General features: G+C 34.5%; 11 protein-coding genes and 1 pseudogene. 10 read left to right on the forward strand and 2 right to left on the reverse strand.

The window, feature by feature from the left end:
- Positions 1 to 57: 57 nt before the first annotated feature.
- A complete protein-coding gene (gene opuD, locus DM800_RS17820; RefSeq protein ID WP_088061760.1) occupies positions 58 to 1608 on the reverse strand; it encodes a glycine betaine transporter OpuD in 1551 nt (516 codons plus the stop codon).
- A gap of 268 nt (positions 1609 to 1876) precedes the next feature.
- Between opuD and colA the strand changes: the two genes are divergently transcribed.
- The 7 genes and pseudogenes from colA to DM800_RS17850 all read left to right on the forward strand — a co-directional run bounded on the left by colA (position 1877) and on the right by DM800_RS17850 (position 11834).
- Entirely contained in the window at positions 1877 to 4774 is a 2898-nt protein-coding gene (gene colA, locus DM800_RS17825; RefSeq protein WP_088061762.1) for a collagenase ColA, read from the forward strand.
- Positions 4775 to 5019: 245 nt separating this feature from the next.
- Positions 5020 to 5568 carry an NfeD family protein gene (locus tag DM800_RS17830; RefSeq protein WP_001173145.1) on the forward strand — a complete coding sequence of 183 codons (549 nt, stop codon included), beginning with the start codon at positions 5020 to 5022 and terminating at the stop codon, positions 5566 to 5568.
- A 12-nt stretch (positions 5569 to 5580) separates the two neighbouring features.
- Positions 5581 to 7155, forward strand: a complete 1575-nt coding sequence (locus DM800_RS17835; protein ID WP_000154996.1) for a flotillin family protein — start codon at positions 5581 to 5583, stop codon at positions 7153 to 7155.
- A gap of 247 nt (positions 7156 to 7402) precedes the next feature.
- Positions 7403 to 8437, forward strand: a pseudogene (locus DM800_RS29940) (HAMP domain-containing protein); the annotation flags it as partial.
- A gap of 81 nt (positions 8438 to 8518) precedes the next feature.
- Positions 8519 to 9379: a methyl-accepting chemotaxis protein gene (locus tag DM800_RS29945; protein WP_371399490.1), complete on the forward strand. Its 861-nt coding sequence runs from the start codon at positions 8519 to 8521 to the stop codon at positions 9377 to 9379.
- 152 nt (positions 9380 to 9531) lie between these two features.
- On the forward strand, positions 9532 to 11142 hold the full coding sequence (locus DM800_RS17845; RefSeq protein WP_472926093.1) for an ATP-binding protein: 1611 nt from the start codon (positions 9532 to 9534) through the stop codon (positions 11140 to 11142).
- Entirely contained in the window at positions 11142 to 11834 is a 693-nt protein-coding gene (locus DM800_RS17850; protein ID WP_088061768.1) for a response regulator, read from the forward strand. The genes DM800_RS17845 and DM800_RS17850 overlap by 1 nt, the downstream gene beginning before the upstream one ends.
- Positions 11835 to 11881: 47 nt before the next feature.
- On the opposite strand, the gene DM800_RS17855 is transcribed toward DM800_RS17850, so the two are convergent.
- The gene (locus DM800_RS17855; protein ID WP_000880452.1) at positions 11882 to 13186 is read right to left on the reverse strand and encodes a CitMHS family transporter; all 1305 of its coding nucleotides are present in this window, start codon (positions 13184 to 13186) and stop codon (positions 11882 to 11884) included.
- Positions 13187 to 13439: 253 nt separating this feature from the next.
- Here DM800_RS17855 and DM800_RS17860 point away from each other — a divergent pair, with 253 nt between their 5' ends.
- The 3 genes from DM800_RS17860 (at position 13440) to DM800_RS17870 (ending at position 15492) form a co-directional block, all read left to right on the forward strand.
- Complete coding sequence (locus DM800_RS17860) at positions 13440 to 13694, forward strand: hypothetical protein (protein WP_087983445.1); 255 nt, start codon at positions 13440 to 13442, stop codon at positions 13692 to 13694.
- Positions 13695 to 13825: 131 nt separating this feature from the next.
- Positions 13826 to 14329 (forward strand): nitrous oxide reductase accessory protein NosL, encoded by a 504-nt coding sequence (locus tag DM800_RS17865; protein ID WP_147787287.1) that lies wholly within the window; start codon positions 13826 to 13828, stop codon positions 14327 to 14329.
- A 290-nt stretch (positions 14330 to 14619) separates the two neighbouring features.
- Positions 14620 to 15492, forward strand: a complete 873-nt coding sequence (locus DM800_RS17870) for an ankyrin repeat domain-containing protein (RefSeq protein ID WP_147787288.1) — start codon at positions 14620 to 14622, stop codon at positions 15490 to 15492.
- Positions 15493 to 15831 lie beyond the last annotated feature (339 nt).

Consider the following 15831-nt stretch of genomic DNA (forward strand, 5'->3'; position numbering starts at 1 on the left):
TAATGGATTCAGGACTAATCGGAGGACCGAATTCTTCTTTAGGAGAGGTGCTAATCGTTACATAACCTTCTTTATTTTTTGAGGAACTTCTTTTGCTTGTAAATTAACATCTTCTTTTCGAAGCTCCTTAAAGAGCGAAATGACCATAAGAACAACTACGATAGAAAATGGTAGCGCAGCAATTATAGCTGCTATTTGCAGTGCATTTAATCCTCCAGCTTGTAATAAAATAGCAGCAATTATCGCGATTGTTAATCCCCATATAAGTTTTAAACTATTTTTCGGTGATAAGCTTCCGTTACTCGTTTGCATTGAAACAACAAATGTTGCCGAGTCAGCAGAAGTAACGAAAAATGTGGCTACTAAAATTAACCCGATAATTGTTAAAAATGTAGAGAACGGCAGGTGTGAAATAACAGCAAATAATCCAATCTCTGTACCATTTTTTGCGATTTCATCAGCTATACCAAGCGATTGGAACATTTCCATATGGATAGCGGTACCGCCAAATACTGCAAACCAAAATGTACAGATAAGAGTTGGGACTAATACAACTCCAATAATAAATTCTTTTATTGTACGCCCTTTAGAAATACGAGCGATGAATGTACCGACGAATGGAGACCAAGAGATCCACCATCCCCAATAGAAAATAGTCCAGTTTTCAATCCAAGAAGAAGATTTTTCATTAAATGCTCCTAAATTTAATCCCATACTAGGTAAAGCTCCGATATAAGAACCGAGTGTAGATGTGAAATATTTCATAATAAATACAGTCGGTCCTAAAAGTAAAAAGGAGACGAGTAAAATACCTGCAAGAGAGAAATTTAAGTTACTCAAATATTTAATCCCACGATCTAAGCCTGTTTGTGCACTTGTTAAATATAAAACAGCGAAGATGGCGATAAGTACAAGCTGTGTAAGTACAGTGTTATGAATAGAAGGGAATAAATAGCTTAATCCTCCGGCGATTTGTTGAGCACCAATCCCAACAGATGGCACAATACCGAATACTGTGGCTAAAACAGCCAAAATATCGACTGTTTTTCCGATAGGAGAATTTTTCGATCGATTAAATAATGGAGTAACTGTAGCCCCAATTGTGCTACCTTTTTGTTTACGGAATGTGAAATATGCAATTGTTAAAGCAACCATCGCGTATAGTGACCACGGAAAGAGTCCCCAGTGGAAAAATGAATATTGCATAGCGAGTTTGGCGCTTTCCTCTGTACCTGCTTTTCCTGTTAATGGATCTGTAAAATGTGAAATCGGTTCAGTGATTCCATAAAAGAGGAGTCCAATTCCCATTCCTGCTCCAAACAACATGGATAGCCAAGATGGATAACTATACTGTGGTTTTTCTCCATCTTTACCAAGACGAATAGAACCGTACTTAGAAAATGCTAAATAAGTGGCTAAAATAATCATTGCGATCATAAGTAGAGAGTAAAACCATCCAAATTTATTGAGGATAAATGAGTTTAAGGAAGATGTAACACTTTGCAAATCATAGCCTTGTATCCAACTTGCCGGGGTAATTCCCCATATAATGAATAATGTTGTTAGCAAGATGGAGATATAAAATACACTGTTTTCTTTTTTTATCATAGAATCCCACCTTTGTTTAATAAAGTTAACAATTATATTAACTATAACAATTAAAAGGTTAATTGTCAAAAAATTCGATTTTTATCTTGTGTAAAAGGACAGTTTAATCGCTATGGATTCATAATTATTGGAGGTTAGATAAAGGTAAGTCTGTTCACGATATGTACAAAATATAGGAAGAAATAATATGAAATATTGCATTTTATATTGTTGTATCTAGATTTTATGTTAAATTCTTCAAGGGAATATATAAATAGGGGGCAATGATATGAACAAGAAATCAAAGATTAATAAAGTGATGCTTAGTATTAGTACAATGGCGCTATCGTTAGGAGCAATTCAAACGAATGTATCAGCAGAAGAAAAGGTGCCATACAATGTATTGCATTCGAAACCAGTTGGGATTGAAAAACCAGTAGATGAGATTGGACATGTTTCTAAAGCAGAGGAAACATTATCGTTTCAAGAACGTTTAAAAGTAGGAGACTTTTCACAGCGACCAGCATCTATTATGAAGAGCTCAGAAGTAAAGCAAATTAAAGAAAGCTATTCAATGGCTGATTTAAACAAAATGAATAATCAAGAATTGGTTGAAACGCTAGGAAGTATTAAATGGAATCAAATTACAGACTTATTCCAGTTCAATGAAGATGCAAAGGCTTTTTATAAAGACAAAGGGAAAATGCAAGCAGTTATAGATGAATTAGCTCACCGAGGTAGTACGTTTACGAAAGATGATTCAAAAGGAATTCAAACGTTTACAGAAGTGTTACGTTCAGCTTTTTATCTCGCATTTTACAATAATGAATTAAGTGATTTAAATGAGAGAAGCTTCCAGGATAAATGTTTACCTGCTTTAAAAGCAATTGCAGCCAATCCAAACTTTAAGCTTGGTACATATGAGCAAGATGCAGTCGTATCTGCATACGGTAAATTAATTAGTAATGCTTCAAGTGATGTGGAAACGGTTCAATACGCATCGAATATTTTAAAACAATACAATGATAATCTTCATACGTATGTAGACGATCGTATGAAAGGACAAGCTGTATACGATATGATGCAAGGTATTGATTATGATATGCAATCTTATTTATTTGAAACTCGTAAAGAAGCAAAAGATACAATGTGGTACGGGAAAATAGATGGATTTATTAATGAAATAAATCGTATTGCTCTTTTAAATGAAGTAACACCAGAAAATAAGTGGCTCGTTAATAATGGAATTTATTTTGCTAGTCGTTTAGGGAAGTTTCATAGTAATCCAAATAAAGGTTTAGAGGTTGTTACACAAGCAATGCATATGTATCCGCGTTTAAGTGAGCCGTATTTTGTTGCAGTAGAACAAATTACAACAAATTATAACGGAAAAGATTATAGCGGTAATACTGTAGATTTAGAGACGATACGTAAAGAAGGAAAAGAACAGTACTTACCAAAAACGTATACATTCGACGATGGATCTATCGTATTTAAAACAGGAGATAAAGTATCAGAAGAAAAAATTAAGAGACTATACTGGGCTGCAAAGGAAGTAAAAGCACAGTATCATCGTGTAATTGGGAATGACAAAGCATTAGAGCCAGGTAATGCAGACGACGTATTAACGATAGTAATCTATAATACTCCAGACGAATATCAGTTAAACAGACAACTGTATGGATATGAAACAAACAACGGTGGCATTTATATAGAAGAAACAGGTACATTCTTTACATATGAGCGTACGCCAGAACAAAGTATTTATAGTTTAGAAGAGTTATTCCGTCATGAGTTTACTCATTATCTTCAAGGGAGATTTGAAGTGCCAGGTTTATTTGGAAGAGGAGATATGTATCAAAATGAGAGATTAACTTGGTTCCAAGAAGGAAATGCAGAATTTTTCGCAGGATCTACTCGTACAAATAATGTAGTACCGAGAAAGAGCATCATTAGTGGATTATCATCTGATCCTGCAAGCCGTTATACAGCAGAGCGCACATTATTTGCTAAATATGGTTCTTGGGATTTCTATAATTACTCGTTCGCATTGCAATCTTATTTATATACACATCAATTTGAAACATTTGATAAAATTCAAGATTTAATTCGTGCAAATGACGTGAAAAATTATGATGCCTATCGTGAGAATTTAAGTAAAGATTCTAAACTAAATAAAGAGTATCAAGAGTATATGCAACAGCTAATTGATAATCAAGATAAATATAATGTACCGGAAGTAGCAGATGATTATTTAGCTGAACATGCACCAAAATCGTTAACAGCAGTAGAGAAAGAAATTAGTGATACGTTGCCAATGAAAGAGGCAAAAATGACAAAACATAGCTCCCAATTCTTTAATACATTTACATTAGAAGGCACATTTACAGGTAGTGTAACAAAAGGTGAATCCGAAGATTGGAACGAAATGAGTAAACGAGTAAATGAAGCACTAGAACAACTGGCGCAAAAAGAATGGAGTGGCTACAAAACTGTTACAGCATACTTCGTCAATTATCGTGTGAATAGTTCAAATGAATTTGAATATGATGTAGTCTTCCACGGTATCGCAAAAGATGATGGAGAAAATAAAGCTCCAACGGTTAATATAAATGGACCTTATAATGGGCTTGTAAAAGAAGGAATTCAATTTAAAAGTGATGGCTCAAATGATGAAGATGGAAAAATTGTTTCTTATTTATGGGAATTTGGAGATGGCAGCACAAGTGCAGAAGTTAATCCAATACATGCATATGAAAGAGAAGGAATTTATAAAGTAGCGTTAAGAGTAAAAGATGATAAAGGTAAGGAGAGCAGAAACGAAACCACTGTTACGATTAAAGATGGAAGTTTAACAGAATTAGAACCAAATAATCGTCCAGAGGAAGCAAATCGTATCGGGCTAAACACTACTATAAAAGGTAGCCTTATCGGCGGAGATCACACCGATGTTTATACATTTAATGTAGCATCAACGAAAAATATCGATATTTCCGTTTTAAATGAGTATGGAATCGGGATGACATGGGTGCTTCATCATGAATCAGATATGCAAAATTATGCCGCTTACGGTCAAGCTAATGGAAATCATATAGAGGCAAAATTTAATGCAAAACCAGGTAAGTATTATTTGTATGTATATAAATATGATAATGGCGATGGAACGTACGAATTATCAGTAAAATAAGTGCTTTTCCAATGTATGTTTAACTTTACTTTTTGTGGAAAATAGTATATTATATAGATATATAATATATCGGTTATTTACTAGGAGGAGCCTGTCACAATAGGTTTCTCCTGTTCTTTTTTAGGGGCCTGTCTTACAGGCTTTTCTTTAAAGGGTAAATAACTGAAAATTAAGAACTATAATCTTTGAAAGAGGTGGGCATACACATAACAAAAAAGGGATTGTTTAAGAGAGGGGGATAAGAAATGGCTTTGTTTGGTTATCCACTTGAAACAATTTATTTATACGGATTTATTATTGCTACTATACTCACTGTTATTTATATCTTTTTTGGAGATATATTTGAATCCATATTTAGTTTTGGAGGCGGATCTGTATCCGTTGTTACTTTATTACTTAGTTTTTTCGCCATGTTATGTGGACTTAGTTATATAGGAGAATATTTATTTTCCTTTAATAGCATTCTTATTTTCGGGTCTGCATTTGCTATATCCTTTATTGGTGTTTTCATAATGAAAATATTAATTTTAAAGCCGATTGCAGAAGCAGAACAAAACACTGTGCAGCGTATGGATGAATTTATTGGTTGTAAGGGAGAGGTCATTACGACTATTCCTACAGAAGGGTTTGGTGAAGTATTAATTTCCTCCCAATTTGGAAACAATGCAATCCTAGCTAAAACAGTTGGAAAGAAAGATATTTCACAAGGAACTGAAGTTATTATCGAGGGAGTCCAAGATGGTGTTCTGCTTGTACAGAACATTGCTTATTCTTTAAAGAAACCAAAATTATAAGGGGGAATTTACATGACGATTCCATTAATTATCGGTGGAGTATTACTCGCAATTTTAATTCTACTCATTTTAGTATTCATTACAAAGTATCGAACAGTTGGACCAGATGAAGCATTAATTGTTACTGGAAACTGGCTTGGTGGCGGGAAAAATGTAGTTACCACTGATGATGGAAAGAAGATTAAGATTATTCGTGGCGGCGGTACTTTCGTAGTTCCGATTATGCAAAGAGCAGAGCCTTTAAGTCTATTAAACTACAAATTAGAAGTGGGAACACGTGATACGTATACGAAACAAGGTGTACCGATTACAGTAAATGGTGTTTCTATTATTAAAGTAGGGTCTACCATTGAAGAAGTTTCTACAGCAGCTGAACAATATTTAGGAAAAGAAACAGAAGAGTTGAAAATAGAAGCAAAAGAAGTTTTAGAAGGGCATCTACGTGCTATTTTATCTTCTATGACAGTAGAAGATGCCTATAGTAATAGAGAGCAATTTGCTCAAAAGGTACATGAAGTAGCTTCTACAGATTTAAAGAAGATGGGACTTCGCATCGTTTCCTTTACAATTAAAGAAATCATGGATAAGAACGGTTACTTAGATGCACTTGGTCAGCCACAAATTGCGATGGTTAAGCGTGATGCAACAGTTGCAAATGCAGAGCGTGAAAAAGAGGCGCGAATTGAAAAAGCTCGTGCTGAGAAAGAAGCGAAAGAAGCTGAGTATCAACGTGATGCACAAATCGCTGAAGCTGAAAAACATAAAGAGTTAAAAGTACAATCTTATAAGAGAGACCAAGAACAAGCTCGCGCAGATGCAGATCTTTCCTATGAATTACAACAAGCAAAAGCGCAACAAGGTGTTACAGAAGAGCAAATGCGAGTTAAAATCATTGAGCGTGAAAAGCAAATTGAATTAGAAGAAAAAGAGATTGCGCGTCGTGAAAAGCAATATGATGCAGAAGTAAAGAAAAAGGCAGATGCAGATCGCTATGCTGTTGAACAATCAGCAGAAGCGGAAAAAGTAAAACAAATGAAAAAAGCAGATGCAGATCAATATAAAATTGAAGCGGAAGCAAGAGCACGTGCAGAAGAAGTTCGTGTAGAAGGTTTAGCGAAGGCGGAAATCGAAAAAGCGCAAGGTCAAGCAAAAGCAGAAGTACAAAAAGCACAAGGTACAGCGGAAGCAGATGTTATCAGATTAAAAGGTTTAGCAGAAGCGGAAGCGAAACAAAAAATTGCAGAGGCATTTGAGTTATATGGCCAAGCGGCGATTATGGATATGGTTCTTAACATGCTTCCAAGTTATGCGAAGGAAGTTGCAAGCCCACTTAGCAACATTGATAAAATTACAGTTGTCGATACAGGTGGCGGTGGTAAAAATAGCGGTGCCGGAAAAGTTGCAGGTTATGCGACTGATTTAATGGCAACGATGCAAGAAACATTAAAAGCTTCTTCTGGCATTGATTTAAAAGAGTTATTAGAAGGATTTGCTGGAAAAGGAGCAGTACAACAATTATCAAACGATAAACCTGTTGTATCTGTAGTAGAAGATGCGAAAAAAGAAGTAGAAAAAGATAAAGAATAGTAAAGCGGGAGGAACCTCTAGTAAGTGAGATACTAGAGGTTCTTCTGTGAATTATAATATTTCGAATAATATACATTTTTATATATTGTTTTAATTATTTAATTTATATAGAATGAAAAAGGTATGTATCAACTCTTCAATAGAGAAAGAGATAGAGAGTAGCATTGATACATTTGAATCGTATGATTTATATAAAGAAATTAAATGTAAAACAATTACATTTAAAACGGTATGGAGGGGTAGAAATATGTTTCAAGGGAAATTAAGGAGTAGTAGTTTAAAAGCAAAGTTACTTGTGTCATTTGTTATCATTTTAATTCTTCCAAGTATTGTAATTGGTTGGACGTCTTATCAGCAAGCGAAGACAAACTTTAATGAGACGATTTCACAATCGGCGAAAGACAATATAAAAATTTTGGATAATGTAATTAATAAAGAATTGGATAGTAAAAAAGTAGATGCAGTTTATTTTACGAAACTATTTACACAATCAAGTTACCAAACGGATCAAATACAAAATATCCAAAATAAACTAGAAGAATATAATAAGTTACATCCAGAACTGGAAGCCATCTATACTGGATCCAGCAATGGGCAGTTTATTCAATCACCGTCTATTCAAATGCCAGAAGGATATAATCCTACAGAAAGAGATTGGTATAAAGAGGCAGTGAAAAAAAGTGGAGAAGTAATTATTACAGCTCCATATAAATCAAAAACGACAGGAAATATTGTTATTACAATAGCAAAACAAAATGAGGATAAGAGCGGTGTTCTTGGTATTGATTTAATTATTAATGATATCGTAAACACTTCAAAGATGGTTAATATCGGTAAAAGTGGATATGTAGCAATTTTTGATCAAGATAAAAATGTGGTAGCACATCCAACGATGAAGCCAGGTAATAAGGTAGAAGAGAAACTTGAAAAAGAGTTGTACAAACAAGAAACAGGTGATTTTAATTTCAGATTAGATGGTGAAGATCGTCATATCACTTTTAAAACAAATAAGATAACTGGATGGAAAATAGCAGGAATTATGCCTGCAAAAGAAATTATTGAAGCTGCTGAACCTATTTTCTATAAAACGATAACTGTTATTGGTATTTCATTAATAATTGGCGGGATTTTAATTTACTTCATAATTGCTTCTATTATTAATCCGTTAAAACAACTTGTTATATCGTCGAAAAAGATTAGTGAAGGCGATTTAACAGAATCCATTACAGTTCATTCTAAAGATGAAATTGGACAGTTAGGAGAAAGCTTTAACGAGATGGCAGCATCATTACAGAATGTCATTTCCAATATAAATACTTCAGCAGGTCATGTAGCGGCATCTTCAGAAGAATTAACAGCTAGTATGAAGCAGACGAGTGAAGCAACGGAACAAATTACACAAGCGATAGAGCAAGTGTCGAGTGGAGCGGAAATACAAACGAAAGAAGTCGAAGAAGGCGCAACATTATTAGAAGAAGTTACAGAAGGAATTCAACGTGTGGCAGACAGTTCTTCATTAGTATCCACAGCATCTATGTATACGAAGAAAAAGGCTGAAGATGGTGGGAAGTTAGTTGAACAAACGGTGAATCAAATGCAATTAATCCATGAGTCTGTTTCACAATCAGATAAAGTTATTGTTTTGCTAGATGATAAGTCGAAACAAATTGGAGCAATCCTTGAGGTAATTCAACATATTGCAGAGCAGACAAATTTATTAGCATTAAATGCTGCAATTGAGGCTGCGAGAGCTGGAGAACAAGGAAGAGGATTTGCAATTGTAGCAGATGAAGTGCGAAAGTTAGCAGAACAATCAGGACAGTCTTCTACGGAAATTGGAAAACTAGTAAAAGAGATACAATTTGACATAAAAGAAACAGTAAGCTCTATGAAGCAAGTTGGAACAGAAGTACAATCAGGACTTGTAGTTGCAAATGAAACGAAGCAAAGCTTCGCTGAAATATTGAAGTCTACAGATGATACAGTTGTACAAATTGATAGTATGGTAGAAGTAGCGGAACAAATGACAGTAGATGCAAAACAAGTTAGTGCATCTATTAATGAAATTGCAGCTACAATTGAAGAAAATGCAGCAAGCGTTCAAAATATTGCTGGTTCTTCAGAAGAACAATTAGCTTCGGTAGATGAAATCAATGCAGCAGCAGTTCATTTATCGCAAATGGCAGAAGAATTACAAGAGATGATTGGGAAATTTAAAGTGTAATAAAAAATGTTAAGAAACGAGGTAGTAATTGTACTTCGTTTCTTTTTTTGTGAAGATAAAAATAAAGAAATATAGAGTAACCGTGTTATGATTAGTTGTAATCGCAAAAGACTGTAAATTCATTAAATTCTATCTTTAATTATGTTAGGGGAATGGTTTTGAAATTTAAAAAGTTAAAACTACAACCGAGAATCACAATAACAATTAGTACACTTATTCTAGTCGTACTTCTATTAACAAGTTATTTATTTTATTACATATTGTCTGAAACGGTAGAAGAGCAAATTGGGAAACGGGCTTTGCATGTTGCGAAAACAGTTGCTGCTATACCTGAAATAACGGAAGCTTTTCAAAAAGAAAACCCAGCTTCTATCATTCAGCCAATTGCAGAAAAAATTCGAATTGATACAGATGCTGATTTTATTGTAGTTGGAAACAAAGAAGGGATTCGATATGCACATCCTAAGCGAGATAAAATAGGAGAAGCAATGGTTGGTGGAGATAATAAAGGAGTTCTAGTAGAAGGAAAATCTTATATTTCGAAAGCAACTGGATCATTAGGTCCTTCATTACGCGGCAAAGTTCCAATCCGTAATCAGGAAAATGAAATTATAGGCGTGGTGTCTGTTGGATTTTCAATGGATGATATTCATGGAGCGGTAGAAGTATATGGAAAGCGTGTATTTTGGATTACAGTAATAGGTCTTTTAATCGGGATAATTGGTTCTATATATTTAGCCGGAAGTATAAAAAGAATGATGTTTGGGATGGAGCCAGAAGAAATTTCATCTTTATATGAAGAGCATAGTACAGTGATTCAATCTGTACGTGAAGGGATTATTGTCATTGATCACAATGGCATGATTAGTTTAGTCAATCAAGCGGCTTATGATATTCTTTCGTTAGATGAACAGCGTAATATTATTGGAGAATTTATTTTAAATGTAATTCCTAATTCAACGATACTAGATGTACTTCAAACTGGTGAAGAACAGTTTGATCGTCAATTAAATATAAAAGGGCAGGCTGTTATTGCGAACCGTCTACCTATTAAAGTAAAGAATAAAGTAACTGGCGTTGTATCGAGCTTACGTTTGAAATCTGAACTGGATCAGTTAACAGCAGAGTTATCTCAGACGAAGCAATATACAGAGGCATTACGAGCGCAAACGCATGAATATAACAATTTGTTGTATACGCTTTCAGGGCTTATCCAGTTAGAATCATATGAAGATGCTTTAGAGCTTATTCATAAGGAAACAGCGGTATATCAAGATTTTGTTCAATTTATTATGAAGCGAATTCAAAATCCATGGTTAGGTGGAATTTTAATTGGATTCTATAATAGAGCGCGAGAGTTAAAGATTGATTTTATGCTAGATCGAGAAAGTAGCTTAGATAAATTAAGCCCGCATATTGAGAGTAATTACGTCGTTTCTATTTTAGGAAATTTAATTACGAATGCATTTGAAGCAATTGAAAGAAATGAAGAGAATGATAAGAAGGTAAGGATGTTTGTAACTGATATTGGAGAAGAGATAGTAATTGAAGTGGAAGATTCAGGACAAGGGATTCATGATGAAGTCATTACTAGCATATTTTATAAAGGCTTCTCGACGAAAGAAGGCGGGAAACGAGGATATGGATTAGCAAAAGTGAAAGAGTTAGTAGAAGATTTAAATGGAAGTATTGCAATCGAAAAAGGGGATTTAGGTGGTGCATTATTTATTATTGCATTACCAAAAGAGAGAGGCGAATTGTAATGGGTGAGGAGATTGAAGTATTGATTGTAGAAGATGATATTCGAATTGCGGACATTCATCGTCGTTTTACTGAAAAGATTGAGGGATTTAAAGTAATTGGAACAGCAACGACTGGAGAACAAGCGAAAGAATGGCTAGAGTTTGTGAAGCCACAACTCGTTTTATTAGACGTGTACTTACCTGATATGCAAGGAACCGAACTTGTCACATATATTAGGAATAATTTGCATGATACAGATATTATTATGATTACAGCTGCATCGGAAACAGATGTAGTGAGGCACGCTCTACGAGGCGGAGTAACAGATTATATCGTAAAGCCACTTATGTTTGATCGATTTAAAGCGAGTTTGGAAAGTTACCAAAAAAAGATTGTGCAGTTAAAAAAAACTAATCAATTATCTATAGAACAAATTGAACATTTATGGTCTCAAAGAGGCGTAAAGGGAAATGAAATAGAATATGCCCCGAAAGGGATAGATCCTTTAACTTTAGCAAAAATAAAAAAGCATATGTTAGCAGTTGATGAAGAAGGTATTACGGCAGAAGTGTTAAGCTCAATGGTTGGGGTAAGCCGATCAACAGCGAGGCGTTATTTAGAGTATTTAATATCTGGAAAGAAAGTTCATGCGGAGCTTATATATGGGAGTGTAGGGAGACCAGAAAGAAGGTATTTTCTTGTTTCTTCATAACAAAAAAACAGTAGAGAATTACATTTCTTCTACTGTTTTTTTACGTCTTATATTGGAATAATTCCGATTACAATTCCCGTAATTAACATCACCATTGTCGTTCCAACAGCCCAAAGTAACGTAAAGCGTTGATGTTCACCAAAATCAACTTTGGCCATTCCGACTAATAAATAAGTGGAAGCGACAAGAGGACTTAATAAGTGAACAGGTTGCCCGAGTAATGAAGCACGTCCCATTTCAGCTGCACTAATTCCGTAAGCAGCGGCAGCTTTCGTTAAAATAGGTAATACTCCGAAGTAAAATGCATCATTGGACATGAAAAATGTGAACGGCATACTAAGAAGAGCTGTAATAATCGGTAATTGTGGTCCAAGAGCGTCTGGTATAAGAGTGACTACACTTTGAGCCATTGCATCTACCATTTTTGTTCCTGATAAAATACCAGTGAAAATTCCAGCGGCAAATACGAGAGAAACAACGGCTAATACGTTTCCTGCGTGAGAAGCAATACGTTCTTTCTGTTGTTCTAAGTTCGGATAGTTAAGCATAACAGCAATGGCGAAAGCGATTGTAAATAAAACAGGTAACGGCATAACTTCTAGTATGAGACAGACAAGTAAGGTAACAGTTAATAAAAAGTTAATCCATAGAAGTTTAGGGCGTTTATGAACGGCAGCTTCTACTGTGGCAGCTTGCTCATCCATCGTTTGCATTTGTTTTAAGTATTGTACATCCATAATTCCTAATCGTTTTCTTTCTTTTTTGCCAAGATAGTAAGCAACGAAAACGACCCAAATTGCACCAGCGATCATTCCTGGTATAAGTGGTGTAAAGAGCTCTGATGCGTCTAGTCCAAGAGCACTCATAACCCGAGCTGTCGGTCCGCCCCACGGTGTAAGATTTGTCACTCCTGCTCCTAACATAACAACCCCAGCTAATATAAGTGGATTCATTCCAAGGCGTTTATATAATGGGTACATTGCGGAAACCGTAATCATATACGTTGTTGTTCCATCCCCATCTAATGAAACGATAATAGTAAGAATCGCTGTACCAACAACAATTTTTAAAGGATCTCCTTTTACAAATTTCAAAATCCTACTAATGACAGGATCGAATAAACCGCTATCAATCATAATTCCAAAATACAAAATAGCAAACATAAGCATAATACCAGTAGGTGCTAGTTTTTGAATTCCTTCTAACATCATAGGTCCCATATTTGCATAAAAACCGCCAATTAATGCGAAAGTAATTGGAATTAATATTAATGCTACTAGTGCTGACATACGTTTCGTCATAATTAAAAACATAAAGACAAATACCATCGCAAATCCAAGTAGTGCTAACATGTAATCTCCCCCTCAAGAATGATTGCGCTTTCAAAATGTAACGAAAATTCAGAAAAAGTGTTTTTTATTTATCATAAAAGCATTCATTCAAATGGTAAATAATTTGAAAAATAACATCATTAGAAGCATAATTTTTATTTTGGTCATTTTGTTCACGGTAGTTAATTTGAATTTTTAAAAAGTAAGCTGCTCTCCGTAAGAATGGTAGAATAAGATGAAAATATTGAAGTGTGAAATAGGGAGTAGATTTTATATGAAAACGAGAATTGAAGAGATTTATAGTTCTTATGAAGGAAAAGTAGAAGAGATTTTTGTTAATGAATCTTCTTACGTATATGAGTGGGAAAATTTAATGATGATCCGAAAAAATAACGGTGAGCTTGAAAAAGTTGCGGTCGGTATTAGTGGAAATATAAGGTTAGTAAATGTAGTTGTTGGTCAGCAAATTAATACAGATACATTATTAGTTAAGTTAGAAGACGATTTATTAATTACAGGTTGTGAATGATGAGAGATGTGTAGAAATGGCTACACATCTTTTTTGGTCTTTATATTACAAAAAGTACATTATTTTTTCACAAATCTCACACAACTTTTTGATATGCTCCTTGTGGAAGATACGGTTAGGGAGGAAGTAAAATGAGAACAAAGTATGTGACACTTGCTATATGCTTATTCTTTGTCTTTACAATAGTAGGATGTGGTAAGAAACAAGCAGAGGCTGTAGCAATTGATGAGAAACATGATAAGTGTGATATTTGCCAAATTGGGGTAATGGATAATCAATTTGCAACAGAAGTCATTTTAGAAAATGGAAAAGCGTTAAAGTTTGATGATATCGGTTGTATGTATAAATGGATGGAGATTAATCCAGGTGAAAAGACGAAAGAAAAATTTGTTCGAGATTATGATTCGAAAGAGTGGATTTCGTTAGAAGATGCGAATTACGTATATGATAAAACAATAACGACACCGATGGCTTATAATGTCATTTCATTTGAAAATAAAAAGGATGCAGAAAACTTTGTGTCTAACTATAAAGGGAAAGTTCTTTCATATAAAGAGCTAGCAGAGCATAAATGGGAAATGAATAAAGAGATGATGGGGAACCCGAAAAAGGGAAATCACGGTGGTCATCATTAATACTAAAAAAAGACAACTACATAAGTTGTCTTTTTTAGTATTACTCAGGTGCAAATATAGAAAAGGTGTAAAAATTTTAGAAGAACGGTTACAATGGAATATAGTAACCTAAAGCAATCATTTATGTACTTTTTAGAAATGTATACAAATGCGGTAAAATCGTGCTAAACTAATTGCTTCATAATGTTAATGATGAGGCCATCAGGCACATCATTCCAATAGGTTGAGAAACATAGTATAGGTTTTAAGATAATCCGATTAAAGAAGGAATATAAAGGGCTTATGGATAAATGTACTCAAGAAGAGTTATTGTATGTGATGGAGGAATGGTTAAGAAAACATTATCTTTCATAGGAGCTGTAGTTGTGAGAAAACAAAAAATTTTATTATGTATGTTATTAGGAATTTTAATGACGGTAGTGGCTTGCGATAAGCAAGAGGAGCCAGAATCGAAACCGGTTCATGTGAAAAACGAAAAGAAAAAAGAAAAGCATAAAGAACAGGAAGAACCTAAAGAAGAAAAAAGTATAAATTTAATGGACAAACAGTTGCTACTTTCTGCGACTCTTGGAGACACGGAAACAGCTATGAAGCTGATTCAAGATGGAGCCAATATAAACGTAGAAGGTGACAACGGAGAAACTCCTATCCTTGCAGCAACGTATCAAAATCATGTAGAGACAGTTAAAGCATTAATTGGTGCAGGTGCTAATATTGAAAGGAAAGATGAGAAACAAAGTAATCCATTTCTTTATGCAAGTAGAGAAGGATATACAGACATTGTAAAGCTACTAATTAATGCAGGGGTTAATACGAAAGAAACTACTAAATCAGGTGGAACAGCACTCATTTCTGCATCTGAACGTGGCCATGTAGAGGTCGTAAAAGAGTTATTAGAGCATACAGATATTGATGTGAACTATAGAAATGATCGTGGTGGAACAGCTGTAGTAGAAGCAATCGTATTAGGAAATGGTAGTGAAAATCATAAGAAAGTAATTCAAATGCTTATTGACCACGGGGCAGATGTAAATATGGCCAATAAGGAAAATATTACGCCACTGCAATATGCTGAAAAAAGAGGTTTTAAAGATATTGCAAATATGTTGAGGTTAGCTGGAGCGAATGAAGTCGTACAGCCACAACCACAACCGGTGGAATAACAAGATAAAGAAATAAAAAGTACGAAATAATCTCATTTAGATAGACAGAATGAAGAAGTCATTTAGTATGATGGATTCAGTAATGTGTATTTGAATGGGATTTTTGTTTTGGGAAAATTGTTTGAGGGAAGGGATGGATACATAGTAAAAGGAATAATAAAGTGTGTAAATGAAACATGACAATACGAAAAAGGATACGGCTTTTTTTACAAGGAGATAAGGGATCAAAAAAATGAAGAAGTCTTATCTCTTTTATATGAGTAAAGGGTCTAGAATGAATCTTGTCCTTTTCATTATTTATTTAACTCCATTGCAACTTGTTTGCCATTTACGAAAACC

The organism is Bacillus sp. AY18-3, from assembly GCF_008042305.1.
GTDB lineage: Bacteria > Bacillota > Bacilli > Bacillales > Bacillaceae_G > Bacillus_A > Bacillus_A wiedmannii.

What these genes read in the sequence shown, in the direction of transcription:
- opuD (WP_088061760.1), bottom strand. Translation starts at nt 1,608, where the DNA reads ATGATAAAAAAAGAAAACAGTGTATTTTATATCTCCATCTTGCTAACA.
- colA (WP_088061762.1), top strand. Translation starts at nt 1,877, where the DNA reads ATGAACAAGAAATCAAAGATTAATAAAGTGATGCTTAGTATTAGTACA.
- DM800_RS17830 (WP_001173145.1), top strand. Translation starts at nt 5,020, where the DNA reads ATGGCTTTGTTTGGTTATCCACTTGAAACAATTTATTTATACGGATTT.
- DM800_RS17835 (WP_000154996.1), top strand. Translation starts at nt 5,581, where the DNA reads ATGACGATTCCATTAATTATCGGTGGAGTATTACTCGCAATTTTAATT.
- DM800_RS29945 (WP_371399490.1), top strand. Translation starts at nt 8,519, where the DNA reads ATGAAGCAGACGAGTGAAGCAACGGAACAAATTACACAAGCGATAGAG.
- DM800_RS17845 (WP_472926093.1), top strand. Translation starts at nt 9,532, where the DNA reads ATGGTTTTGAAATTTAAAAAGTTAAAACTACAACCGAGAATCACAATA.
- DM800_RS17850 (WP_088061768.1), top strand. Translation starts at nt 11,142, where the DNA reads ATGGGTGAGGAGATTGAAGTATTGATTGTAGAAGATGATATTCGAATT.
- DM800_RS17855 (WP_000880452.1), bottom strand. Translation starts at nt 13,186, where the DNA reads ATGTTAGCACTACTTGGATTTGCGATGGTATTTGTCTTTATGTTTTTA.
- DM800_RS17860 (WP_087983445.1), top strand. Translation starts at nt 13,440, where the DNA reads ATGAAAACGAGAATTGAAGAGATTTATAGTTCTTATGAAGGAAAAGTA.
- DM800_RS17865 (WP_147787287.1), top strand. Translation starts at nt 13,826, where the DNA reads ATGAGAACAAAGTATGTGACACTTGCTATATGCTTATTCTTTGTCTTT.
- DM800_RS17870 (WP_147787288.1), top strand. Translation starts at nt 14,620, where the DNA reads ATGTACTCAAGAAGAGTTATTGTATGTGATGGAGGAATGGTTAAGAAA.